Below are 23846 nucleotides of genomic sequence, written 5' to 3'. Positions count from 1 at the left end.
TTTTGTTATAATTGAGTGAGTTTTAAATCCAAATTAATCCTGATGTAATTCATCGTATAATTTCTTGTCATAAAAATCAAGCTCATCCATTATTAGATTATGAAAATCTTCATTATCTGACAAAATGTTTCCATTAAAACATATTCCTCGATATTCTCCAATACAGAGCGTGTCCATATTTCCGTCTTCATAATTTATCAGCGCAAATATTCTACTATTTATAGAAAATTCATCTGATTCTTTTAATTTAATCAGGCGTTGTTCAAATTTATCTAAAAAGGTTTTATTCGTAATTTTTTTAAAACGTATATTTTCTAAATCTACAAATAGATTACTACTACAGAAAGTCTGAGAAGGCGAGGATATACCTGGTTTCGTGTAATGAAAATCTATGCTTGTTATTTTATTCGAATTGCAAGATGTCAAGAATAAAAAGAAAACAACTACTATTAATTTTATATTCATTTTTTCGTGACGATTAGGTTTCTAAACTTGTGGCTAACGGTCTCTGCTGTGAGTAGTTGCGTGGGTTAGTACTTGATTTTGCAAGTACACACCAAGTTGGAAATTCCGCGGGAATTTCCAAAGTAAGCGAGTAAAAGCAATTACTTATAGCCATTGTTGTGTGTTGTTTTTATTCAGCTAATAATTTTTTTATTTCATTAGCTAATATATTCACACTTTCTTCTGAATATCCAGAATATATATATCTTATTATTCCATTTTTATCAATCACAAAGTTTTTTGGTATATACTTTGTCGCATACATATTCCATATTTCCTTTTTTGGGTCTATTCCAACATTGAATTCTATTCCAGATTCTTTCAATTTACTCATCATTCTTTTAACTTTTCCTTCTCTTTCTCCTCTGGAAATAGATAAGAAAAAGAAATTATCATTGTTAAAAGGTTTTAATATTTTTTCTGGAATTTCCTTAAATTCAGCAAGACATGGACCACACCAAGTTGCCCAAAAATTTAGCAACACAACTTTACCTTTTAAATCAGATAATTTAATGGTATCGCCATTAATCATTTTCACATTGAAATCAGTTGCTTGGTCTTTCATAAAGTGCACTAAACCGTGCTGCTCCTTAAGTTTTTCAATGTCATATTCTATACTATCTTGTTTTTTTTGTCCGTGAACAAATAATCCAAAGCTTAAAAATAGAATTAATATATTTTTCATAATATTTATTTCAAATGACACACAACTAATTATAAGAAAACGAAGTTAATGGATTATCTTTTTTATTATAATCCATTTTAAAAGCTGATTTTTTACAGAAGTTGCTATCGTTTATTTATTTTTTGCACGAATAAAATCAGTGATAAAATAAGTGATTAATTTTCCTATTTGAGTATCTGTATTTTCATTTGGTATGGCTTCACAAATGTGTAAGTAAGCAGCGTTTTCATGTTTTGCAAAATAATTAATAAATTGTCTTACTTTTTTTACATCAAAACCACTAGGTGTCATTGCGCTACTAGGAATATTGTTAATGGCATCGCAATCTATTTCAACACCAAAAGGTCTGTCATTAATATGATCTGATGCTATTTTTAATTCGGAGACATAATTAAGTTCTTTTCTAACATCAATAGCTTCGTAAGTATTGTATTTTATAGATTTAACTTTTTTAAGTGTTTTAATTAAGGTATCGGAAGTGTAATTTTCATGAAGTCCAAAAATGAAATAATGCTTTAAAAAACCTTCAGCATAGGCGTAACTAAATCCATTACCACTATGTCTGCCTTCGTCTGCTCTAAAATCTGAATGAGCATCAAAATTCACAACATTAATTCTTTGGTTATAAGCTAAAGCAGCACCTTTAATGTTTCCGTAGGCATTATTATGGCCACCACCTATAATAATAGGAATTTTACCAGCTTTAATGATAGAAGAAACTACATAAGTAACATCTTTATCTATGGTTTCTACAAAGCTTCTAATTTTAGAAACTTGTTTCTTTTTAGTGAGGTCTAACTCTAATAAGGCCTTACGTTGCTCAGTATATTCTAAGTGTCCTAATACTAAAACACGTTTTGCGGATGTAAATTCATTACTTTGAATATTTAATAGAATATTTAAAGTAGCATCCCAAGTATTATATGTGCCTGGATTTCCATAATTTGCAGCAACTCCAATATCTTCTTTTACTCCAAAAATCACATAGTCAACATCTAAATCGGCAATATCATCGTATATATTCGAAAGGTTATGTAATAGCTGAATATGTTCTCCAAATTTAATTTCTTCTTTACGTTTCTTTAAAAGATGTTCCTTTTCTTTTTCTGTAAATAAGGTAAGATGCTGCATTTGGTCAAAAAGTTAAAATTTATATTAAAAGTACATTTAATTTAATTACTTTAACACTTAATTTAGAAATTAAAAAACAAGAATTAACAATACTTAAAAATTAAACAAATTATGGAAGGTTCCCAAAAATCAAACACAGGATTGAAAGTAGGCTTAGGCATACTATTAGTATTATTTTTAGTCACTGCTTTTTATACCTCTACACTTTACAGCGAAAAGCAAGAGAATGAAAAGGTATTGATGAGCGAGAAGAAGCAAGTGATGGATGAGCTTAGTAATATGGCTAAAGATTACGAAGAAGCTATTGCTGAAAGTGACATTAAAAACCAAGATTTAATAGCTGCTAAGGAGCGTATACAAGGTTTAATGGATTCTTTAAAAGTATCTCAAAATAGTGTTGGTAGTCTATGGAGTTACAAAAAGAAATTTATGGCATTACAGGAAGAAATGGATATTTTGTTAACTGAAAATGATCGTTTAAAAGGCGAAAACCAATATTTAGCATCTTCTTTAGATAGTACTCAGGTACAATTAGCAGAGCGTACTATGTTTACAGATTCTCTTTTAGTACAAAACACACAATTAACAACTGTTGTTAAAGATGCTGCTGCCTTACAAACTGTTGGTTTAATTGGTATGGGTGTTATTGAAAGAAATAATGGAAAACAAATACCTACAGAACGCGCAAGACGTAGTGATAAAATTAAACTTTGTTTTACAGTTGCTAAAAATATGCTTGCTGAAGCAGGAGATAAAGAATTGTACTTACAGATTATTGATCCTAACAACAATGTATTAGGTTCTAATGAACAAATACAGTTTGAAGATCAAGTTTTAAACTATAGTTTAATTAGTAGATTTAATTACGAAAACAGAAACTTAAATATTTGTGAGTATATCAGTGAATTAGAAGATTCTAAATTTGCAGAAGGGCGTTATATTGTAAATGTATTTAGTGATAAAGGAATGATTTCTACTTCAGAATTTGAATTGAAATAATAGATAGCATTTATAGTGATAAAAAAAGTCCAGAAGTTTTAACTTCTGGATTTTTTTTATTTTAATAATTGACCATTAATAATCACTTGCTCTATTGGGTTGTGAGCAAATGCATACGGAATCTCACTGTAGTGATCCATAGGTTTGGTAATAATTATATTTGCTTTTTTACCTCTTGTAATACTACCATACATACTACTTATTCCCATAGCGTATGCACCATTAATTGTAGCTGCGTTTATAGCTTCTTCTGGTGTCATTTTTAATTTTACACAAGCAGCACTTACTATAAAATTCATGTTTCCACTAGGAGCTGTTCCTGGGTTATAGTCTGAAGCAATAGCTAGGGGTAAACCTGCGTCTATAATTTTTCTGGCTTGCGTATACGGGATATCTATAAAATATGAGCAGCCAGGTAAAGCAACAGGCATTGTATTACTGTCTTTTAAAGCTTCAATATCTTCATCATTAATTTCTTCTAAATGATCAACAGAGAGTGCATTGTGTTTTACACCAAGCTCTATTCCGCCAAGAATATTAAATTGATTAACGTGAATTTTTGGCTGTAAATTATATTTTTTACCGACCTCTAAAATGGCTTCTGTATCTTTAATATTAAAATAACCATCTTCACAAAAAACATCTACAAAATGAGTGATATTTAATGCAGCTGCTTTAGGGATCAGTTCTTCAATTATTAGCTTAATATAATCTTGCTTTTTAGACTTATAGTCTTCCGGAATGGCATGTGCAGCTAATAGCGTAGGGATAATGGTTGCTAAACTTTCTTGCTTAAGGCGCTTTATTACTCTAAGCATTTTTAATTCTGCTTCAACCGTTAATCCATAACCTGTTTTTATTTCTACAGCACCAGTTCCCATGGCTATTAATTCATTCAATCGTTTTAAGGACTGATTAAATAGGGCTTCTTCAGAAGTTTCTTGAAGTACTTTTGCGGAGTTTAAAATACCGCCCCCTTTTTTAGAAATATCGGCGTAAGATAAACCATTAATTCGGTCAACAAATTCTGAAGTTCTATCACCGGCATAAACAATATGGGTGTGTGAGTCGCACCAAGAGGGTAAAACAATTTTACCGGTGGCATCAATAATTGTTTCGGCATGGATGCCTTCGCAATCTTCCATTACGCCATATTCTATAATGGTATCGTCAACAATGTAGAGATAAGCATTTTCTAAAATAGGAAGTATGTTCATATCACTACCTTTTCTAATCGTTTTATTGTGTGTATGAACCTGAACGAGTTGTTTAATGTTTTTTATTAGTATAGACATGCTAATTGGTGTTAATATAAATATGTTGTTTTTCACTAAAAAAACGCTAGTAATGATTTCCTAGCGTTTTTATATTTTATAAAATTGACTTCTTATTCTTTTAAAATTCTGATGCCAATTTATTATTTAATTTCTAAATAGAATTTAATTAGAAGGAAAAACAACTATTAAATTCAATGTGTTTGATAATTATTTTAAATTACCTACCATATTTTCTGGTTTTACCCAAGCGTCATAATCTTCAGCAGAAACATAACCTAAGTTTATAGCTTCTTCTTTTAAAGTTGTACCATTTTTATGAGCTGTATTTGCTATTTCGGCAGCTTTATAATAACCAATTTTAGTATTTAAAGCCGTTACTAACATTAGTGAGTTGTTTAATAGCTCTTCAATAACTTGATGATTTGGTTCGATTCCGACAACACAATGTTCTTCGAAACTTACACAAGCATCTCCGATTAATTGCGCAGAGTGTAAAAAGTTAGCAGCCATCATAGGTTTAAAAACGTTAAGTTCGTAATGTCCTTGTGTACCACCAACAGAAATAGCTACATCGTTACCCATGACTTGTGCACAAACCATAGTTAAAGCTTCACATTGTGTAGGGTTAACTTTTCCTGGCATAATAGAACTTCCTGGTTCATTAGCAGGGATGATAATTTCACCAATTCCAGAACGAGGACCAGAAGCCATCATTCTAACATCATTAGCAATCTTATTTAAAGACACCGCTAATTGTTTTAAAGCACCGTGAGTTTCAACAATAGCATCGTGTGCCGCTAAAGCTTCAAATTTATTTTCTGCAGTTATAAAAGGTAATTCAGTAAATTCTGCAATGTATTTAGCAACTAACACATCGTAACCTTTAGGTGTGTTCATTCCTGTACCAACAGCAGTTCCTCCTAAAGCTAATTCGCTTAAGTGCGCTAACGTATTTTGTAAAGCTTTTAAGCCATGATCTAATTGAGATACATAACCAGAAAACTCTTGTCCTAAAGTTAAAGGTGTAGCATCCATTAAGTGTGTACGACCAATTTTTACAACATCTTTAAATTCTAATGATTTTTTATGTAATGCATTACGTAATTTAATAACACCAGGAATTGTTGTTTCTGCAACTTTTTTGTAGGCTGCAATATGCATTCCTGTAGGGAAGGTATCGTTAGATGATTGAGACTTATTAACATCATCATTTGGTTGGATTGTTTTTTCTCCTTCTCCAATAATTTTACCTGCAATTTGATGTGCTCTGTTGGCTACAACTTCATTCACATTCATATTACTCTGCGTACCAGAACCCGTTTGCCAAATCACTAAAGGAAACTGATCGTCGTATTTTTTTTCTAATATTTCATCACAAGCTTGCGCTATTAAATCACGCTTTTCTTTAGATAAGACTTCTAAATCACAATTAGCGTAAGCAGCAGCTTTTTTTAAGTATGCAAAACCATAAACAATCTCTAAAGGCATTGATGCTGTTGCTCCAATTTTAAAGTTATTACGAGAACGCTCTGTTTGCGCTCCCCAAAGTTTGTCGGCAGGTACTTTAACCTCACCCATAGTGTCTTTTTCTATTCTGTAATCCATGTCTATATATATGTATTAATTGCTTTACAAATTTAGCAATTTAAGAGGGTAAATAAGTATTCTAAAGGGTTTTATTTAAACAGTTATATGATTAATCTGTTAATAAGTGTTAGGATTCTTTTTTACTAAAAAAATATATTAAGGCTAATACTGACATTTATCATTGTTATTATTTTTTATATGAAAACACGTAATTAAAATATGGAATGTAGTTCACTTAAAAATTAAATTACAACCGCGATTTATCCTTGATTAAGGTCGTATATTTTACAACTTCAATTCATAAAATAGATGTTTCTAAATATATAAGCTATTTTAGCTTAGTCTTTTCAATATTAAAAGACAATCAAATCAGTAATATATGGCACATAGTCAAGAACTTATAGATAAACTTATTGAAAAATTAGAGCTTCTTTTTAAAAAGCAAGCTGAGTTTTCTTCTGAAATTAACAGTTTAAAAGAAGAATTGTACCGATTACAATCTGGAGTAATTACAGAAGCTCCAAAAACGATACAAGAAGCACCGTTAGCTGAGCCTTTACCTATAGATGAAAATGATGTTAAAATTGTACCTCAAGCAGAAATAGCATCACTTATACGTGAAGAAATAGCACCTGTTTTAGATACAGAACCTATATCTAAAAATGAAATTATAGAGAAAAAAGAAGATAAGGTTATTATAGATAACAAACCTAAATCTAAATCGAGCTTAGAGAAATTTATAGGTGAAAACCTTCTAAATAAAATAGGAATCCTTATTACCATTATTGGTGTTGTGATTGGGGCAAAATATTCTATTGAAAATAATTTAATAAGTCCTACCACCCGAATCGTCATCGGTTATTTAATGGCCATAGGTTTGTTAGGATTTGGTATAAAGTTAAAAGAAAAGTACGAATCCTATAGTGCTGTGCTTGTTAGTGGGGCTATTGTTATATTGTATGTCCTCACGTATTTTGCGTATGATTTTTATGGCTTAATACCGCAAGTACCAGCCTTTGTGCTTATGGTTGTTTTTACCACATTTACAGTGGTTGCAGCTATTAACTATAACAGGCAGGTTATAGCGCATATTGGTTTAGTTGGTGCATACGCAGTGCCTTTTTTACTAAGCAGTGGTTCTGGGCAAGTAGAAGTGCTTTTTGGTTATATGGCTATCATTAATATTGGTATTTTAATCCTTTCGTTCAAAAAATATTGGAAACCATTATACTATTCAGCCTTTATATTTACATGGCTAATTTATGGATCTTGGTATTTCTTTGAATATGATGAAGTAGATCACTTTTATTTAGCATTAGGTTTTCTAAGTCTATTTTTCTTAATATTTTATGTCACATTTTTAGCTTATAAAATGCTAAGAAAAGAAGTGTTTAAAACAAGTGATGTTGTTTTGTTATTGCTTAATTCATTTCTGTTTTATGGCTTTGGTATTGCTATTTTAGAAGATAATGAGACGGGTTCTCAGTTGTTAGGCTTGTTTACGCTAGGTAATGCGGTGATTCATTTTATTGTTAGCGTTATATTTTATAAGAAAAAATTAGGAGATAAAAACTTATTCTATTTAGCATCTGCAATGGTATTGGTATTTATTACAATTACTATTCCTGTGCAACTTAACGGAAATTGGGTAACCTTACTTTGGGTAACAGAAGCGGCATTATTATTTGGTTTAGGACGTACAAAAGCAATTAAGGTTTATGAAAAACTATCGTATCCTTTAATGGTCTTAGCTTTTATAAGCTTACTAGAAGATTGGTCTTATGGCTATAGTGTTTATTACGGTATTGATGAAGAAAATATATTACCACTTATTTTTAATGTTTACTTTTTAACCTCATTGTTGTTTATCGCTGCATTTGGTGCCATTGTTTGGTTCTCTAAAAAAGAAGCCTATGTTTCTGCTTTAAAGCCAGATTCTATTTGGAATCGTGTATTTAGTTATGGAATTCCTGCGATCTTATTATTTAGTGCTTATTATGCCTTTAGATTAGAAATAGAAACCTATTGGGATCAATTATATTATACTTCTCAACTAAGTATTCCTGACGAAACGACTTATAATAACGTTATTAATAATTATGATTTAAATGATTTTAAAATCATTTGGGTTTTAAATTATTCGCTACTCTTTATGTCTTTGTTAGCGCTAATTAATTTTAAGATTATAAAAAGTAAACCCTTAGATAAAATAGCCTTAGGCTTAATTGTAGTAAGTGTTTTTACGTTTTTAACTCAAGGTTTATTGACGTTAAGTGAGTTAAGAGAAAGTTATTTAAATCCTTCAGAATATTTTGCTCAGGGTGAGTTCTATTTATGGATTAGATATGTCTGTTTTGCCTTTTTAGCTTTTGCTTTATATACGTGTTATCGTTTTATTAAACAAGCAGAGGTAAACAAAGGATTTAAAATTGCTTATGATATTTTATTGCACGTATCTATAATATGGGTTTTAAGTAGCGAGCTTATCCATTGGATGGATATGTCTGATTCTACACAGTCTTACAAATTAGGATTAAGTATCCTATGGGGTGTTTATTCGTTCTTATTAATAGCTTTCGGAATTTGGAAAAACAAAGCATATTTACGTATTGGTGGTATTGCATTTTTTGGTATTACATTGGTAAAGTTGTTTTTCTACGACATTTCTCACCTCAATACCATTTCTAAAACTATAGTATTTGTATCACTTGGAGTGTTACTTTTAATCATTTCATTTTTATACAATAAATACAAAAATCATATTACTGATGACGTTAAAAACTAGACTATTTATAGGTTTCCTTATAGGGTGTACAGTCTTCTGTTCTGCACAAATGAAAACGTACAATTATAAAAGAGCCATAGAGAATGTAGGTGACGAATGGCATAAAATTACTTTGCCAGATGCTGTTTTTTCTAAGGTAAATTCAGATTTATCTGATATTAGAATTTATGGAACTACAGTGAATAATGATACTATTGAAGCTCCGTATTTATTGAAAATTCGTTCTGAAAAAGTAATAAAGAAAACAATTCCGTTTCATCTTATTAATAAAACAAAAGGAGCTAACGGGTATTATTTTACATTTCAGTTGAATTCTACAAATACTATTAATCAGATTGATCTTAATTTTAATAATCAAAATTTTGATTGGAAAGTTGAATTACAAGGCAGTCAAAACCAGAACGAATGGTTTACCATTTTAGAAGATTATAGAATTCTATCTATTAAAAATGAAACGACGGACTATAAATTTACAAAACTGGTATTTCCTGATGCTAAATATCGTTTTTATAGATTAATTGTAAAAGGTAAGGATCAACCAAAATTTGAATCAGCGCAACTTTTTAAACATGAAATATCTGGTGGAAGTTATATTAATCATCAGATAAAATCTATTAAAAATGAAGTTGTAAAACCTAGCAAAACAACTGAAATTGAATTAGAATTAGAGCAATTGGTATCTTTAAGTAACCTTAATATTAATGTTAACAATACTTTTGATTATTACAGACCTATTAAAATTGAATATAGAAATGACAGCCTTAAAACAGAAAAAGGTTGGAAATACTATTACAAAACCATTACTAATGGTACATTAAACTCTTTAGAAGCTAATTCGTTTAATTTTGATAACACCATAGCTAAGCATATTAGATTATCTATATATAACGGTGATAACCAGCCTTTGTCTTTTGGTGAAATGACTTTGAAAGGGTACGAGTATCAGTTAATTACAAGATTTACAGAACCTGCAGATTATATGTTGGTGTATGGTAATACTTCAGTAAGACATCCTAGTTATGATATTGCGAAATTTGAAACAAAAGTACCAGAGGGATTAGAAGCTTTAAAAATAGGAGAGGAGCAAATTATAGAGAAACAAGAGCAAGCTACGGTAGAACCATTATTAGACAATAAATATTGGCTTTGGGGAATTATAGGGGTTGTTATTTTGGTTTTAAGCGGTTTTACTTTAAAGATGTTGAAGAAATAGAAATTATTGATTAACAATCTTTCCGTCTACCATCGTTAATTTTCGGTCTGCCATTTCAGCCAATTCTTGATTATGAGTGACAAGAACAAAAGTCTGATTAAATTCATCTCTTAACTTAAAGAATAAGTTGTGTAATTGCTCGGCAGATTCACTATCTAAATTCCCTGAAGGTTCATCTGCAAAAATAATATTCGGATTATTTATTAAAGCTCTAGCTACAGCAACACGTTGTTGTTCACCACCAGACATACTGTTTGGTTTGTGGTGTATACGTTCGCTTAAGCCTAAATAATCTAATAATTCTTTAGCACGTTTTTCGGCCTCTGCCTTAGGGGTGTTATTTATAAACGCAGGTATACAAACATTCTCTAATGCTGTAAATTCTGGTAGTAACTGATGAAATTGAAATATAAAACCAATGTTTTTATTTCTAAATTTAGCTAAAGCTTTGTCGTTTAGGGTTTTTATAGATTGTCCGTTTATAATTAGTTCGGTGTCCGATTTATAATCGGGTTTATCTAAGGTTCCTAAAATTTGAAGCAGCGTAGTTTTACCAGCACCAGAAGCACCAACAATAGAAATAACTTCACCTTCTAAAATGGTTAAATCAACACCCTTTAAGACATGAAGATCTTTATAGGCTTTCTTAATTTGCTTTGCAGAAATCACAGTTTTACTCATATCATGTGAAAGTAATACTTAATAGAATAATCTACAATACTATGCTCTAAATTTGTTCTTTTTACTGAAAAGATTTATTTTATATAATTCTATTGATTTTGTAAATTACACGTTGTTAGTGCGAAAGTGACAGCAGCATTTTATTTGGAATAGTTATTGCTTTATCTATAGTAATTAATACATTATATGAATAAATACAAAAAATTAGGATTAAGTCTACTCTTTGATGCTTTAGGCTTAGTCTCATTTATAATTCCAGGAATCGGTGAGTTTTCTGATATTGTTTGGGCTCCAATTTCAGGTTGGTTAATGACTAAACTGTATAAAGGAAAAGCAGGGAAAGTCGCAGGAGTCATTTCTGTTGTAGAAGAAGCTTTACCGGGGTTTGATGTGATACCAACATTTACATTGATGTGGTTGTATACTTACGTTATTAAAAAAGAAACACCAGAAATTAAAGCATAAAAAAAGCACTCCATTGGAGTGCTTTTTTTAGTTTAAACTATGTTTTAGTTGACATCGTATGTAAACGTTACGTTGGCATCTGTTGCGCCTCCTGCATTTGTAATGTCTCCAGTGCTAACACCATCAGCACTTTTTGTTGGTTCATGTCTTAAGGTAACAACTACTGTATTACCTGTTGAAGCAGCACCAGAATTAAATGTTGTTGATAATCCAATAGGATTACCATTATCATCCATATCAGTATAAGTTACACTACTATCAGCGTTGTTGGTTGTAAATGTGTAAAATACTTGGTGGTCAACGCCTTCTTCTAATACTTCTTCAGTTATATCTTCAGCAGGACTTTCAAGTTCATTTAAAAACTGAATATCTCCTGTATATTCTGTATCGGCTAAAATAGTTCCATTAATGGTATAAACAGGTGCATCTGGTCCTTCACCGTCTAAATCTTGACTTTGAAGCACTACCATATCACCACTCGCTGCTGTTAGTTCTAAACGCACTGTTGTAATGATTTCTTCTTCATTTACAGCTTCAGGAGTGTCATCATCAGATGAACAAGATACTAATGCAGATAAACTTAATACGGTAATAAATAAAAATTTAATTGTTTTCATGTTTTTAATTTTTGTTAATAGTTAAATTGTAATTGTAACATTACATTTCTTCCCATGTCATCAGCAAAATAACGAAGGCGGTTTAAGTAAGCTCTATAGTTGGTGTCTAATAAATTATTCACGCTAAGAGCAATATTAAGATTGGTTTTATTTGAAGTTTTTAAAGTGACTTCAGAATAAAAGTTTAACAATTGATAAGCACTTGGAGGTGTGCTTACATCGACTAAAACAGTTTCGTTTGTAGAAGCGATGTAAGTTTCAAAGTTATTATCTGGGTATTTTGTTTGTTCAAAAGTCCATTCACTCGTCAGAGACGCTGAAAACTGTTTCCAATCGTTAGTGTAAGTGATACTGTTTCGGGTATTAAATGCAGGTATATTTATAAGCGGTCTATCATTTTCAATATCATTTCCTACAGTATAAGAAGATTTATTTGAAAAATTAAAATGCGCATTAAAATTATAGTTTGCACTTAAATCGATACCGTATAACTCGGCATCAGTTTGTAAATATTCCCAAACAGGAAAAGCACCTCTAATGGTTTGCTCAATGCCTGTTGGTTCTATATACATATAATCATTAATGTGATTATAAAACGCTTCTACTGTTAAGTTAAGTTGATTTGAATTATGATTATAACTTGCCGAAACTCTATTAGAAGTTTCTTTTGTTAAATTTAAATCACCCAATTCAATTCTAGCAGCAGAGTGGTGTAAGCCATCACTAAACAATTCTGAAGGATTTGGTGGTCTGCTAGATAAGCTATAGTTTCCTATAAAACTATTATGCGGATTTAGTTGATAATTAAACCCTGCTGAAGCAGAAAAATTATGATAATCAAACACCGGGTTTACCAAAAGCTGAGTTCCTAAATCTTCAAGGATGATATTTGAAAAATCTTCATCATAACCACGTTCTTCCCAACGTGATGTGATATAGTATTTTTTAGCATCGATGCGATTGTAGTCATAACGCAATCCAAAATCTAAAGTCATTTTAGAGTTTAAATTATGCTCAGCTGTCGTATAGATTCCAAAATCATACTTGTCATAATCCGGAATTAAGCGTCTTATGCCTGTATCTGGATTTGCAAAGTTATCTTGATATCTTCCCATTATTCCAAACTTTAGCTTGTAACCTTTAAGGGCATCTAATATAATATCTGATGAAATGGTATGGGTTTGAAGTTTTAGGTCTAAAGCGGGTGTATCTCTGTCATCTCCAACACGGATATCATATTCATAACGTTGGTTGTTTTGATAGTCGTATTGTAAATTTACTTTACCAAAATTATTAAAACGTTTGTAATACATTGCTTTTGCAACCTGATGTGTTACATCTTGTTTAGGTGCATTTATGTCGTAACTAAAGTCTTCTATCACTAAAGGTTCTGAGCTATTGATGGCAGAAACTAAATCTTCAATATTTCCAATATGTGAAGCTTTCAGAATCCCTATTTCATTGTTTAGGTAGCTATAAAAGACTTCAAAACCAGATTCAAAGGTTTGTTTTCCTGCGCGAAAAGTAAATCCTTTAGAATTAGAACCTGTGTTGGTTAATACATAATCTGGAGCTTCAAAATCACCATTTTGTTTAAGAGATCCTTGCACAGAAGCAAACCAACCTTTTTTTGTATACTTATTTAACTTGGTGTTAAAAGCATAACCTCTACCGTTAGTTTGTCCGCTCAGTGTTGTTTTCCCAAACAATGTATCTTTTAAAAACACACGCTCTGGGTTTGCAACAACCACACCTCCAATAGCATCACCTCCATAAGCAAGTGCTCCAGCGCCTTTAATTACAGAGATTTGAGATACAGCATTAACATCCATGTTAGGCGCGTGCTCAATTCCCCAATCTTGGTCCTGTAATCTTACGTTATTGTTTAACATAATTAATCTGCTGCTGTGCATACCATTAATCATAGGTTTAACAATAGAGCTTCCTGTATTAATCGAAGAAACACCAGCAACTTCTTTTAATGCATCCCCAATACTTAATGCAGCATACTTTTTTAATGTATGTTCCTTAAGTACGGTTTCTTGTGCCGTTTTTGTTTCCTTTTTATCTACATGTGCTGTTACGGAAACCTCATTAAGTTCTTCAATATGGTGCTCCATTAAAATGGTTTTAAAGGCATCACCACTTATTTCAAAACTTATGGTTTTGGTTTCGCAATTTGCATGAGATATGGTTAATGTTAAGGTTCCTGCACATAAGTTTTCAATTTTAAACTTACCATCTAAGTCTGAAAAAGCATATTTACCACTTTCTTTTTGGTATATAGTTGCAGACTCTATAGGTGTTCCGTCATGAAAATCTTTAAGTTCGCCTAAAAAAATATAGGTGCAATCTTGACCGTAGCTAAAGCTTGAGATAGCGATAACTAGACCTATAATTATTTGTTTCATCAAAATAGATTTATTAGTGTATTAGAAAACGAAAATTCTAACTCACTTGAGGCGGACCTCTAACAAACCTTGTTAATTGCTGATAATTATTAAAAGAAATATAATGCGAAAAAAAGATCTTGGTAGTTTGGGTATTAACTATGATATCATAGTTATATAAAACCAAGAATTGTGTGTTTGTAAGTTTGAATTTATAAAAATCACAAGACAGATCAGATTCGTGAAAGTGAGTTTTAAGTTGTCCATCAGCGTCACAAACTTTATGTGAATGATGTGTAAAGGCATGCGATAATTTTACAGCAGAAGGAAACAGCACAGCCAGCACTAGCAGAAATGCTAATGTTTTAAAAAGTGAAGTAATAACTGTTTTTATATTCAATCTATAAATCGATTTAACCCGAATCTGCGGAGCATTTTCTTTTCAAATTCCCAGAAAAATTTGAATTGACCGAAGAGCCAACCAAAGGTTACTAATAGAATTTGATAGAAAACAAGCCCAATGATAATGTATAAAAACCAATAAATTGCAATGTTTAAGTTTTCTTTAGTAATTCCGATAAAGCGAATAATAGGTCTGCCAACAAATAAAGAAGATGAACCTGTAAATGCAAAGACCATAAATACACGAATCATTTCCCATTTATAGTCGAGAATCCATTTCTTTTCTAATTTTTTAAAAATGAATAAAGTTAATTTCAATAAGCCAAAGAAGATAAAAAGAGAAGTTATAATGGTTATTGTAATTCCATAATCTTCTAAAAAAGCGTTCGCAATTTTAAAAGCTGAATAACCTAGGATTATAAGACCAAAGAAGGGAAATAACAACTGCCAATTATGTTGTATCTCCCAATGTTTTTTAAATTTTTCCATAGCTTAAGTTTCCTAAAACAAAACTAATGAATAAAGCTGTATTTATAGCTTAAATTCTAGGTGTAAAGGAAGAAAGTTTTTGTTTGTACTTTAATTGAAAATACAGAAAGTAATTGTATAATTTATAGTTGACTTCATAGCCATAATCAGTTCTAGTATCATAATCTATGCGCACTTCGTAAAGATTTGGGTCGTAGGTTTGAGGTTGAAGATTTCTTTGATTCCATCCTTGAACTAAAACGGTATTTCTAGATTCTAGCCATTCTTGAGTATGATAACCTTCAGGTCTAGCTGTACTTTGTAACCAAGAATTAAACCCGGGTTCTATGATTATAATTTCATAATCGTTTTCGTCACTACTAATAGATACTGTATCGTTTTCTATTAGGCTATTTTGGTTTTCGTTATTAATTACAGGACTTGTGTTATAAGATTTACAACTTGCAATTAAAATTAGGATTATAATAAATGGAATAATCTTTTTCATATGCTATTTTATTATTTTCAATGTTAAATATGTCTATTTCATAACGAAATAAAGATATTAAAAATTAGTAGTGTTAATAAGGTTTCACTTTGATTTAACACTACAAAGCAATTGTAAATTTTAGTTTTGTACAAGTGATAATAAGTAAACTTAGTGTTTCACTGCGTAAAGTTATTATTTCAGTTAGGTTATTATAAAAAAAAGAGCAACTCGTTAAAGCTGCTCATATGTAAGTAGGGTAAGTAATTTTATTTTCCGAACATGCCTCCTAAAAGACTTCCTATTCCTCCTTCTTTTTTGTCGCCACCTAATAACATTCCAGCAACATCATCTACAACACTTCCGTCACCGTCAGCATCTAATATTTTTTCTAAAAAGTTTTGTTCATTAGAAGCATCACTTCCTCCTAATAATCCACCTAAAAGACCACTAATGTCAGATTGAGAACTTACGTTATTTTGGCTAGCTTGCTTACCTAAAACTCCCATTAAAATTGGAGCTGCAACTTTTAAAATGTTTGCTACAGAACCAGCATCTACACCTGCTTTTTGACCAATAACTTGTTCAACACCTTGTTGTTTACTTCCTAATACATGACCAAGAATTTTTGCGCCATCATTTTTTACAGAATCATCTACACCACCATCAAACAAACCACCAAGATTGTCTAAGATACTTCCATTATTTCCGCTTAAAGCTCCCATAAGTCCTGCTGCACCTTCTGGGGTAGAAGCATTACGTTCCATAGCTTTCATAAGTACTGGTAAAGCCATCGTTAATACGCTACTTGTTTTATCTTGATCGGTTCCTGTAGAACCAGAAACGCCACTAATAATGTTTTTTCCTAAATCACTGTTTAATAAATCTAATATTCCTGCCATTTTATTTTTTATTTAAGGTTAGTTATATATTGTATATGAAGGTACAAAAAAAAGTCCCACATATAGTAGGACTCATTTTTTTTCGTTTGGTCACAATTTTGAAATATTTCTTTTTTTAAGAATCATTTAAAACTGTTACTCCTGAGAAATACAGGTGTATCTATCCGAGAATAGCTATAATTTGCTCTGCTAATTCTGTACCAATTCTGTCTTGCGCTTCATTAGTCGCAGCACCGGTGTGTGGTGTTAACGATAATGCAGAATTCATTAATAACTGAATTTCTGGTTTTGGTTCTTTTTCAAAAACGTCTAATGCAGCTCTCGATACTTTACCGCTTTCTATTGCTTTAACAAGTGCAATTTCATTAACAACACCACCACGAGCAGCGTTAGCAATGATAACACCATCTTTCATTTGGTTAAATTCTGCTTCGTCAATTACGTAATCTTTTTGAGCAGGTACGTGAAGTGTTAAAAAGTCTGCTTGTTTTAAAACGTCTTCTTTAGAAATCGTTTTAATTTCAAAGTTTACTTTCTGGCCATCAAAGAATTCTAATTCTAAATTGGCTTTTTCTAAAAATGGATCAAAAGCAATAACTTTCATTCCTGCACCAAGTGCTACTTTTGCAGTTGCTTGACCGATACGTCCAAAACCTAAAACACCTAAAGTCTTTCCTTTTAATTCGGTTCCTTTAGCATAAGATTTCTTTAAACCTTTAAAGTTAGCATCTCCTTCTAATGGCATATCTCTGTTAGAGTTATGTAAATAACGTGCTAAACCGTAAAAATGTCCGAATACTAATTCTGCTACAGAATGTGAAGATGCAGCCGGCGTATTAATGACTTTAAGACCTTTGCTACGTGCATAATCTACATCAATATTATCCATACCAACACCACCACGACCAATAATTTTTAGGCTAGGGCAGTTGTCAATTAAATCTTTTCTTACTGTTGTTGCACTTCTTACTAATAAAACAGAAACTTCATTTTTATTGATGTAGTTTTCTAATTGTTCTTGTGCAACAGTTGTTGTTATTACTTCGTAACCTGCAGCTTCTAAAGCGTTAATTCCACTTTGAGATACTCCATCGTTTGCTAATACTTTCATTATTTAAGTTTAAAAGATTAAAAGTTTTCAATTGCTAATTTTGAAACTTTAAATTATATTTTTTATATATCCAAATAAGGCATTGCTTATTCGGATATATAAGTCTTTTTTATTAAGCTTTACTTTCTAATTCACTCATAACTTCTACAAGTGCTTTTACGCTATCTAAAGATAATGCGTTGTACATAGAAGCTCTATAACCACCAACACTTCTGTGTCCATTAATACCATTAATACCAGCTTCTCTTACCATTGATTCAAAAGTTTCCTTAAGATTTTCATTCTCTAAAGTAAAAGTAGCATTCATTAAAGAACGATCTTCTTTTGCTGCGTAACCTTTGAATAATGGATTTAAATCAATTTCAGAATACATCAATCTTGATTTTTTCTCATTTTCTTTTTCAATAGCTTTAATACCACCTAGGTTTTTTAACCATTCTAAAGTTAGCATAGAAACGTATACAGGGAATACAGGAGGTGTATTAAACATACTTCCTTTGCTTATATGCGTTTTGTAATCCATCATAGAAGGAATCTTACGAGATACTTTTCCTAAGATGTCTTCTTTAATAACAACAAGGGTTGTACCAGCAGGTCCCATATTTTTTTGAGCACCAGCATAGATCAAATCAAATTTAGAGAAATCTAACTGACGAGAAAATATATCACTACTCATATCACAAACCATAGGAACTAGTGATGTAGGGAAATCCTTCATCTGAGTTCCAAAAATAGTATTGTTAGAAGTACAGTGGAAATAATCGTAATCTTCAGGGATATCGTATCCTTTAGGAATATAATTGTAATTAGCACTTTTAGAAGAACCTACTTCGTAAATATCATCATAGATTTTAGCTTCTTTTATAGCTTTATCTGCCCAAGTACCAGAGTTTAAATAACCAGCTCTTTTTTCTAAAAGATTTAAAGCCACCATTAAAAATTGAGTACTTGCACCACCTTGAAGAAATAATGCTTTGTAACCTTTACCTTCAAGTCCTAACAACTCTAAAGCTAAAGACCTAGCGTTTTCCATAACATCTACAAATGGTTTGCTACGATGCGAAATTTCTAAAATAGATAAGCCTTCATCAAAGTTTAATACAGCTGAAGCTGCTTGTTCCATTACAGATTTTGGTAATACACAGGGACCTGCGCTAAAATTATGTTTTTTCATTAATCTTAATATTTAGTTATGAAAAGTTGTGTTTTTCTAATTAAACAGCTACAAAGGTGATAATTAATTGCTTATTTAGTGTTATAGAATTGATAATTTTTACTCTATATTTTTAATAAAAATTCAATAGTGTCTTCTCCATCAGCATAATCCCAAAGTTGTGGGTTTTGAGTTTCACCGAATTGAATGGTTGTATCTACAAAAGAACGTGATACAACACATTGTATTTTATCTGAATCCGTTTTTAATTTTTGAAGTAATTCGTCATTACTGTCATAATACTCATAAAACATTGTGGCAATAGGTGAGGCGTAGCTTTCGTCTTCCTTTATCATTAAGAATCCGTTTTCTAACATATTAAACTCGCTCATTAAATAAACCGCTTTATTATAGTCGTAATTGTTAGCATACTTAGATTCGTTTATAATAGCATTCCATTTATAAACGGCATTGAAAAATTTTTCAAAATCATAATCCTTAGGGACAAATAATTTAGAAACATTTCTACAGCCTAGTCCATAATATATAAAGATATCGTCAGATAATGCTTCGAGCTCTTCTTGAGTTTCGTTTCCGGTTAAAACGGCTACTGAATTTCTATTTTTTCTAATAATGGAAGGTTTGTTCTTAAAATAGTATTCAAAATAACGTGCCGTATTATCGCTTCCTGTAGCAATAACAGCATCAAATTGGTTCAGTTTTTCTTCTGTAAAGGTTATTTTCCCTTTAAAAGCTGGTGCTACAACCTCTAAATATTTAGCTAAGAACGGTAATATATGTTTGTCATTAGATGATTGTTTAACCAATACATTATGACCAGAAATAAGTACAGATAAAAAATCATGAAAACCTACCAACGGAATATTTCCTGCCATAATTATGGCAACCGTTTGTGTATTTACGTCCTTAAAGTTATATTTCTCTAACCAATGATTGATGTTTTTATTAGTCAATGCATTAGACCAATTTTTTAAGGTAAGTGAAATGTTAGCTTTAGTAAACCATCCATTATGTTCTTGAGCTAATTTTAATTGATGTTTAAAGCCGTCATAAAATAAATCGTTGGCTTCAATGGTATCCTTTTTTATGCTTTCATTTTCTTGAAATTGACTTAAAAATTCACCTAATTTTACAAATGCGTTAATTCTATATTGTAAATCCATAAAGAGTTTGGTTATACGATGTTTTGGCTTTATTTTTGCAATTGCAAATTTAAGCAAACAATACTAAAAAAATTACTATGGCAATTATAATCACAGACGAATGTATTAATTGTGGAGCTTGTGAGCCAGAATGTCCTAATACAGCTATTTACGAAGGAGCAGACGATTGGCGTTATGCAGACGGTACAAGTTTAGAAGGGAAATTAGTACTTCCGAATGGTAAAGAAGTTGATTCTGAAGAAACACAAGAACCTATAAGTGATGAAGTTTACTACATTGCTCCAGATAAATGTACAGAGTGTATGGGCTTCCATGAAGAACCCCAATGTGCTGCTGTTTGTCCTGTAGATTGTTGTGTGCCAGATGAAGATCATGTGGAAACTGAAGAGCAACTCTTAGGTAAACAACGCTTTATGCATCCTAACGGTCATTAAGCAATAAGCATAATGTACGTTAATAATATAGAATCCTGAGTCTTTGGCTTGGGATTTTTTATGTTTTAGAAAGACTCGTTTATAGAAGTCATTATAAAATCATTACTTTTTTTGTAATTTTTTCTAATATTTGTGACTACTTCAAAGTTGTGCATAACTTTGAATGAGAATAAAAATAGCTATCGGTATATTAATTGTCTTCTGCTTTGCGGAAATAAGGCCTGTATTGCCTTTTTTAGAGTATTGTTTTAATTATGAATATATTTCAGAAGTTCTATGCATAAACAAAAATAAGCCTGTAGTAACCTGCAATGGAAAGTGTTATTTAAGTCTACAATTAAAAGAAACACAAGAGTCTGAGGGGCAAGGTAAAAATGCATTAACTACTAAATTAGAAAGAATTCCGATGATATCGTGTAACTATGAATTCTCAAAGTTTATACTACTAAAATCTGTTTCTAAACAAAATAATGCTTTTTATCAATTTTCAATTATAGATTTAACAATCTCACCACCTACGCCACCACCAAAATGTTAATTAGAGATTCGTTTAGTTTTCATATTAGATCGAAAACTTAAAATATTTTTAATTTCAATTAACAAAAAAAGTAAATAATGTACAATAAAATTGTATTGCCTTTTATAGGCATTATTTTGCTATGCTCTAATGTGGGTGTCGCACAAGAAGATCAATGGACTTCAGCAAGACCAGATGGTCACGCACCTATAAGTGTTATGGGTGACCATTATCATAAAAAAGGAGAATTTATGTTGTCTTATAGGTATATGCCTATGTGGATGGATGGAAATTTTCAGTCTTCAAATGATATATCAAATGAAGATATTTATGAAGATTATATGATTGCACCACAAAAAATGAGTATGGATATGCATATGCTCGGTGTAATGTATGCACCTTCAGACCAAATTACATTAATGGTAATGGGGAGTTATATTACCAATTCTATGGATTTAAAAACAGGAGCGGGTGTTGATTTCTTAACAGAATCGGGTGGATTAGGAGATTTAACAGTATCTAGCCTTATTAAAATAATGAATCGTAATAGACAGTCGTTACATGGTAATGTTGGAGTTTCTATTCCTACAGGAGATATTGATCAGCGTGATGCAACACCAATGGCAGATAATGCTCAATTAGCTTACCCAATGCAATTAGGAAGTGGAACTTGGGATCCGAGTTTGGGGTTAACTTATTTAGGACAGTCAGATAAATTTTCTTGGGGAGCTCAATCTATTTATAAAGTTAGAATAGGAGAGAATTCTGAAAATTACACATTAGGAAACAGATTTGATGTCGTAGGTTGGGGAGCGATTAAGCTATCTGAATCTTTTAGTTTATCAACAAGTTTGAGCTATTATGATACTCAAAAAATAGATGGAGTAGATGCTGACTTAAATCCATTGATGATGCCCTTATTTAATACAGTTAACTCTGGAAGAAGTCAAATAGATGTTGGTTTAGGAACAAATTTTTTAATACCAAAAGGTAGCTTTAAAAATTTACGATTAGCTGCAGAAGTAAAGATTCCTACCTTTCAGGAAGTTAATGGTATTCAAATGAAAAACACTTTAATGGCAACATTTGGAGTTCAATATGTTATTGGGCATAAAGAATAATGATGCCTAATTTTCTGTAAAAATAAAACGGCTTAAGTGTAAACTTAAGTCGTTTTGCTTTTACTCTCATATATAAAAAAAATGCTTTTAATAGGTGTTTAGATTTAGTTATTATTTTAGCAACACAAGTTAAATTAAGCAAAATTCATATATTAATTGTGTTATGATAGATATTGTATAAAACATTAAAAAAATGAAGAGAACCCTTTGATTTAGAAACTAAAGAAGTTTAAAAAACATATCTTCGTAAGGATAGAATTATAATTGCATCAGGTAAATATTATAAAACAATTTTAATTAATACCATACGCATGACAATATTCAAAGTGAAAAATCTGATATTTTTAATTTTAATCTTTTTTTTAGGAACATTTTCGGCTATTGCTCAGATAAATGTTTTTGATCAAGATTATTATAGCGTAATTAAAAATAAAACTATGAAATTTAGTCAGGTTGAAAATATGGTTTATATCACAGGTTGTGAAGCACTTGATAAATGTGATGCAAAACCAAATACTGAACTTATTATAGAAAGAGATTCATTAGTGGGTGATAGTCCAATTTCTAGTGAAACGGAGGTTAGTGAAAAAGCAAAATTATATTAATAATCCTTTTATTAAACCGAAACAATGTCTAAAATTATATTTTTAATTTTTATTTCAATTTTATTTTCTTGTAATGGGATAAAAACGGTAAGCTATGATAAAGCACGAAAGCTTAATTTAAAGAAGGGCTACAAGACAGTACTTAATGAAAATGAAGAAATTGATTTAAAAAAGTATTATTTAGCCCCAAAGAATATTTCTAAAGTTACAGTAGATAGAAAATCTGAAATTATAAAAATATCTCAAATTAATTCAGCTACAGAATCATTCAGTATATCTGAAATAGAATCAAAAAAATTTAAGTCTAGATATAAAATTCAAACTAATGATAGTATTTCATTAGTTATTTTGAATGGAATTCTTGTTGAGGGAAATGACAAAAAAAAATATAAAATTGATTATGATGTTGTTAAAACAGTAACATTATTAAAAGATGCAAGTTCTACAATTCTAAATTGTGGAGGTAATGATGGTGTAAATGTATTATTAATAACTACAGAATAAAAAGACAAGTATAAATTGGGCAAAGACCGAGTATAGATTATTTAAGGGGGAAATCTCTTAATATATAAAATCCGTTTTTAAATAACCATATAATTTGTTAGATTAATATTTAAAGGTGAAGATGTTATTGGGCGCAGTCTTTACATGAATAAATAAGTGTTTATTACACATGATTCATAGAAAATTCTGTAATTTTGAAAATTAATTTTTGAAGCATATGACTTACCAAAATGATTTTATTGTTTTCTGGGAAAAAGTAAAAGAAAGTATTGAAGCAGGAACATTTGCCAAATTAACGATGGCCAAAACTATTGGTAAACTTGAGCTGAAAAATATATTTCTTAGACCTCTATATTCTGATGATGAATTTCAGGTTTTACTTAAATACAGTTTTAGACCAAGGGAGACTGAAGATATTGAAGAAGAAATGACTTTAGAAGACGCATTAGTGATTCTAAAATCGCATTTAAAAACTACTTTTTTAACTGTTATATTATTTTCTACAACAAAGGATGTTACTTTTAAAGTGAATAAAAAAGGGATTGGTACTATTACAGAGAATCACCCGACTTTTAAAAACGTTACCCAAGCGTAATGTTTTGTAGTTTGTTTTTTATTTTAGAA

General features: G+C 30.8%; 24 protein-coding genes. 10 read left to right on the top strand and 14 right to left on the bottom strand.

Annotation, left to right across the window (positions count from 1 at the left end; translation table 11 throughout):
• Positions 1–33: 33 nt before the first annotated feature.
• The 3 genes from H0I32_RS00640 to H0I32_RS00630 form a co-directional block, all read right to left on the bottom strand.
• On the bottom strand, positions 34–465 hold the full coding sequence (locus H0I32_RS00640; RefSeq protein ID WP_218747108.1) for a hypothetical protein: 432 nt from the start codon (positions 463–465) through the stop codon (positions 34–36).
• 169 nt (positions 466–634) lie between these two features.
• Positions 635–1189, bottom strand: a complete 555-nt coding sequence (locus H0I32_RS00635) for a TlpA family protein disulfide reductase (RefSeq protein WP_179313054.1) — start codon at positions 1187–1189, stop codon at positions 635–637.
• 111 nt (positions 1190–1300) lie between these two features.
• Positions 1301–2320: a formimidoylglutamase gene (locus H0I32_RS00630; RefSeq protein ID WP_179313055.1), complete on the bottom strand. Its 1020-nt coding sequence runs from the start codon at positions 2318–2320 to the stop codon at positions 1301–1303.
• Between the two features lie 111 nt (positions 2321–2431).
• Here H0I32_RS00630 and H0I32_RS00625 point away from each other — a divergent pair, with 111 nt between their 5' ends.
• Positions 2432–3319 carry a chromosome partitioning protein ParA gene (locus tag H0I32_RS00625; RefSeq protein ID WP_179313056.1) on the top strand — a complete coding sequence of 296 codons (888 nt, stop codon included), beginning with the start codon at positions 2432–2434 and terminating at the stop codon, positions 3317–3319.
• 56 nt (positions 3320–3375) lie between these two features.
• On the opposite strand, the gene hutI is transcribed toward H0I32_RS00625, so the two are convergent.
• Positions 3376–4614 carry an imidazolonepropionase gene (gene hutI / locus H0I32_RS00620; protein ID WP_179313057.1) on the bottom strand — a complete coding sequence of 413 codons (1239 nt, stop codon included), beginning with the start codon at positions 4612–4614 and terminating at the stop codon, positions 3376–3378.
• Positions 4615–4803: 189 nt separating this feature from the next.
• Positions 4804–6201, bottom strand: a complete 1398-nt coding sequence (gene fumC / locus H0I32_RS00615) for a class II fumarate hydratase (RefSeq protein ID WP_173589031.1) — start codon at positions 6199–6201, stop codon at positions 4804–4806.
• Positions 6202–6562: 361 nt separating this feature from the next.
• On the opposite strand from fumC, the gene H0I32_RS00610 reads away from it, so the two are divergent.
• A complete protein-coding gene (locus H0I32_RS00610; RefSeq protein WP_179313058.1) occupies positions 6563–8968 on the top strand; it encodes a DUF2339 domain-containing protein in 2406 nt (801 codons plus the stop codon).
• Positions 8952–10181, top strand: coding sequence for a DUF3999 family protein (locus H0I32_RS00605; protein ID WP_179313059.1), 1230 nt, complete (start codon positions 8952–8954; stop codon positions 10179–10181). The genes H0I32_RS00610 and H0I32_RS00605 overlap by 17 nt, the downstream gene beginning before the upstream one ends.
• A 3-nt stretch (positions 10182–10184) precedes the next feature.
• On the opposite strand, the gene H0I32_RS00600 is transcribed toward H0I32_RS00605, so the two are convergent.
• Complete coding sequence (locus tag H0I32_RS00600; RefSeq protein ID WP_179313300.1) at positions 10185–10850, bottom strand: ABC transporter ATP-binding protein; 666 nt, start codon at positions 10848–10850, stop codon at positions 10185–10187.
• A gap of 198 nt (positions 10851–11048) precedes the next feature.
• Between H0I32_RS00600 and H0I32_RS00595 the strand changes: the two genes are divergently transcribed.
• Positions 11049–11327 carry a hypothetical protein gene (locus H0I32_RS00595; protein ID WP_179313060.1) on the top strand — a complete coding sequence of 93 codons (279 nt, stop codon included), beginning with the start codon at positions 11049–11051 and terminating at the stop codon, positions 11325–11327.
• Between the two features lie 44 nt (positions 11328–11371).
• On the opposite strand, the gene H0I32_RS00590 is transcribed toward H0I32_RS00595, so the two are convergent.
• The 8 genes from H0I32_RS00590 to H0I32_RS00555 form a co-directional block, all read right to left on the bottom strand.
• A complete protein-coding gene (locus H0I32_RS00590) occupies positions 11372–11944 on the bottom strand; it encodes a type 1 periplasmic binding fold superfamily protein (RefSeq protein WP_179313061.1) in 573 nt (190 codons plus the stop codon).
• 14 nt (positions 11945–11958) lie between these two features.
• On the bottom strand, positions 11959–14355 hold the full coding sequence (locus H0I32_RS00585; protein WP_179313062.1) for a TonB-dependent receptor: 2397 nt from the start codon (positions 14353–14355) through the stop codon (positions 11959–11961).
• A 375-nt stretch (positions 14356–14730) separates the two neighbouring features.
• Complete coding sequence (locus tag H0I32_RS00580; protein ID WP_179313063.1) at positions 14731–15225, bottom strand: DUF6787 family protein; 495 nt, start codon at positions 15223–15225, stop codon at positions 14731–14733.
• A gap of 49 nt (positions 15226–15274) precedes the next feature.
• A complete protein-coding gene (locus tag H0I32_RS00575; protein ID WP_179313064.1) occupies positions 15275–15712 on the bottom strand; it encodes a DUF6146 family protein in 438 nt (145 codons plus the stop codon).
• Positions 15713–15960: 248 nt separating this feature from the next.
• Complete coding sequence (locus H0I32_RS00570; RefSeq protein ID WP_179313065.1) at positions 15961–16593, bottom strand: DUF937 domain-containing protein; 633 nt, start codon at positions 16591–16593, stop codon at positions 15961–15963.
• Positions 16594–16753: 160 nt separating this feature from the next.
• A complete protein-coding gene (locus H0I32_RS00565; protein WP_173589041.1) occupies positions 16754–17704 on the bottom strand; it encodes a D-2-hydroxyacid dehydrogenase in 951 nt (316 codons plus the stop codon).
• Positions 17705–17816: 112 nt separating this feature from the next.
• Positions 17817–18878 carry a 3-phosphoserine/phosphohydroxythreonine transaminase gene (serC, locus tag H0I32_RS00560; RefSeq protein WP_179313066.1) on the bottom strand — a complete coding sequence of 354 codons (1062 nt, stop codon included), beginning with the start codon at positions 18876–18878 and terminating at the stop codon, positions 17817–17819.
• Between the two features lie 104 nt (positions 18879–18982).
• Positions 18983–20041 carry an acyl-CoA reductase gene (locus H0I32_RS00555; protein WP_173589043.1) on the bottom strand — a complete coding sequence of 353 codons (1059 nt, stop codon included), beginning with the start codon at positions 20039–20041 and terminating at the stop codon, positions 18983–18985.
• A 77-nt stretch (positions 20042–20118) separates the two neighbouring features.
• Here H0I32_RS00555 and H0I32_RS00550 point away from each other — a divergent pair, with 77 nt between their 5' ends.
• The 6 genes from H0I32_RS00550 to H0I32_RS00525 all read left to right on the top strand — a co-directional run bounded on the left by H0I32_RS00550 (position 20119) and on the right by H0I32_RS00525 (position 23817).
• A complete protein-coding gene (locus tag H0I32_RS00550; RefSeq protein ID WP_173589044.1) occupies positions 20119–20475 on the top strand; it encodes a 4Fe-4S dicluster domain-containing protein in 357 nt (118 codons plus the stop codon).
• A gap of 163 nt (positions 20476–20638) precedes the next feature.
• Positions 20639–21013, top strand: a complete 375-nt coding sequence (locus H0I32_RS00545; protein WP_173589045.1) for a hypothetical protein — start codon at positions 20639–20641, stop codon at positions 21011–21013.
• Positions 21014–21090: 77 nt separating this feature from the next.
• Positions 21091–22113: a transporter gene (locus H0I32_RS00540; protein ID WP_173589046.1), complete on the top strand. Its 1023-nt coding sequence runs from the start codon at positions 21091–21093 to the stop codon at positions 22111–22113.
• Positions 22114–22424: 311 nt separating this feature from the next.
• Entirely contained in the window at positions 22425–22718 is a 294-nt protein-coding gene (locus H0I32_RS00535) for a hypothetical protein (RefSeq protein WP_173589047.1), read from the top strand.
• Positions 22719–22742: 24 nt separating this feature from the next.
• Positions 22743–23222, top strand: a complete 480-nt coding sequence (locus H0I32_RS00530) for a hypothetical protein (RefSeq protein WP_179313067.1) — start codon at positions 22743–22745, stop codon at positions 23220–23222.
• 217 nt (positions 23223–23439) lie between these two features.
• On the top strand, positions 23440–23817 hold the full coding sequence (locus tag H0I32_RS00525; RefSeq protein WP_179313068.1) for a hypothetical protein: 378 nt from the start codon (positions 23440–23442) through the stop codon (positions 23815–23817).
• Positions 23818–23846 lie beyond the last annotated feature (29 nt).

The organism is Winogradskyella sp. HaHa_3_26, assembly GCF_019278425.1.
Taxonomy (GTDB): domain Bacteria; phylum Bacteroidota; class Bacteroidia; order Flavobacteriales; family Flavobacteriaceae; genus Winogradskyella; species Winogradskyella undariae.
This window is presented reverse-complemented; position numbering and strand designations above follow the sequence as displayed.

Excerpts from the sequence above, each read along its gene's own strand:
- H0I32_RS00640 (WP_218747108.1), bottom strand. The coding sequence starts at position 465 with ATGAATATAAAATTAATAGTAGTTGTTTTCTTTTTATTCTTGACATCT.
- H0I32_RS00635 (WP_179313054.1), bottom strand. The coding sequence starts at position 1,189 with ATGAAAAATATATTAATTCTATTTTTAAGCTTTGGATTATTTGTTCAC.
- H0I32_RS00630 (WP_179313055.1), bottom strand. The coding sequence starts at position 2,320 with ATGCAGCATCTTACCTTATTTACAGAAAAAGAAAAGGAACATCTTTTA.
- H0I32_RS00625 (WP_179313056.1), top strand. The coding sequence starts at position 2,432 with ATGGAAGGTTCCCAAAAATCAAACACAGGATTGAAAGTAGGCTTAGGC.
- hutI (WP_179313057.1), bottom strand. The coding sequence starts at position 4,614 with ATGTCTATACTAATAAAAAACATTAAACAACTCGTTCAGGTTCATACA.
- fumC (WP_173589031.1), bottom strand. The coding sequence starts at position 6,201 with ATGGATTACAGAATAGAAAAAGACACTATGGGTGAGGTTAAAGTACCT.
- H0I32_RS00610 (WP_179313058.1), top strand. The coding sequence starts at position 6,563 with ATGGCACATAGTCAAGAACTTATAGATAAACTTATTGAAAAATTAGAG.
- H0I32_RS00605 (WP_179313059.1), top strand. The coding sequence starts at position 8,952 with ATGACGTTAAAAACTAGACTATTTATAGGTTTCCTTATAGGGTGTACA.
- H0I32_RS00595 (WP_179313060.1), top strand. The coding sequence starts at position 11,049 with ATGAATAAATACAAAAAATTAGGATTAAGTCTACTCTTTGATGCTTTA.
- H0I32_RS00590 (WP_179313061.1), bottom strand. The coding sequence starts at position 11,944 with ATGAAAACAATTAAATTTTTATTTATTACCGTATTAAGTTTATCTGCA.
- H0I32_RS00585 (WP_179313062.1), bottom strand. The coding sequence starts at position 14,355 with ATGAAACAAATAATTATAGGTCTAGTTATCGCTATCTCAAGCTTTAGC.
- H0I32_RS00580 (WP_179313063.1), bottom strand. The coding sequence starts at position 15,225 with ATGGAAAAATTTAAAAAACATTGGGAGATACAACATAATTGGCAGTTG.
- H0I32_RS00575 (WP_179313064.1), bottom strand. The coding sequence starts at position 15,712 with ATGAAAAAGATTATTCCATTTATTATAATCCTAATTTTAATTGCAAGT.
- H0I32_RS00570 (WP_179313065.1), bottom strand. The coding sequence starts at position 16,593 with ATGGCAGGAATATTAGATTTATTAAACAGTGATTTAGGAAAAAACATT.
- H0I32_RS00565 (WP_173589041.1), bottom strand. The coding sequence starts at position 17,704 with ATGAAAGTATTAGCAAACGATGGAGTATCTCAAAGTGGAATTAACGCT.
- serC (WP_179313066.1), bottom strand. The coding sequence starts at position 18,878 with ATGAAAAAACATAATTTTAGCGCAGGTCCCTGTGTATTACCAAAATCT.
- H0I32_RS00555 (WP_173589043.1), bottom strand. The coding sequence starts at position 20,041 with ATGGATTTACAATATAGAATTAACGCATTTGTAAAATTAGGTGAATTT.
- H0I32_RS00550 (WP_173589044.1), top strand. The coding sequence starts at position 20,119 with ATGGCAATTATAATCACAGACGAATGTATTAATTGTGGAGCTTGTGAG.
- H0I32_RS00545 (WP_173589045.1), top strand. The coding sequence starts at position 20,639 with ATGAGAATAAAAATAGCTATCGGTATATTAATTGTCTTCTGCTTTGCG.
- H0I32_RS00540 (WP_173589046.1), top strand. The coding sequence starts at position 21,091 with ATGTACAATAAAATTGTATTGCCTTTTATAGGCATTATTTTGCTATGC.
- H0I32_RS00535 (WP_173589047.1), top strand. The coding sequence starts at position 22,425 with ATGACAATATTCAAAGTGAAAAATCTGATATTTTTAATTTTAATCTTT.
- H0I32_RS00530 (WP_179313067.1), top strand. The coding sequence starts at position 22,743 with ATGTCTAAAATTATATTTTTAATTTTTATTTCAATTTTATTTTCTTGT.
- H0I32_RS00525 (WP_179313068.1), top strand. The coding sequence starts at position 23,440 with ATGACTTACCAAAATGATTTTATTGTTTTCTGGGAAAAAGTAAAAGAA.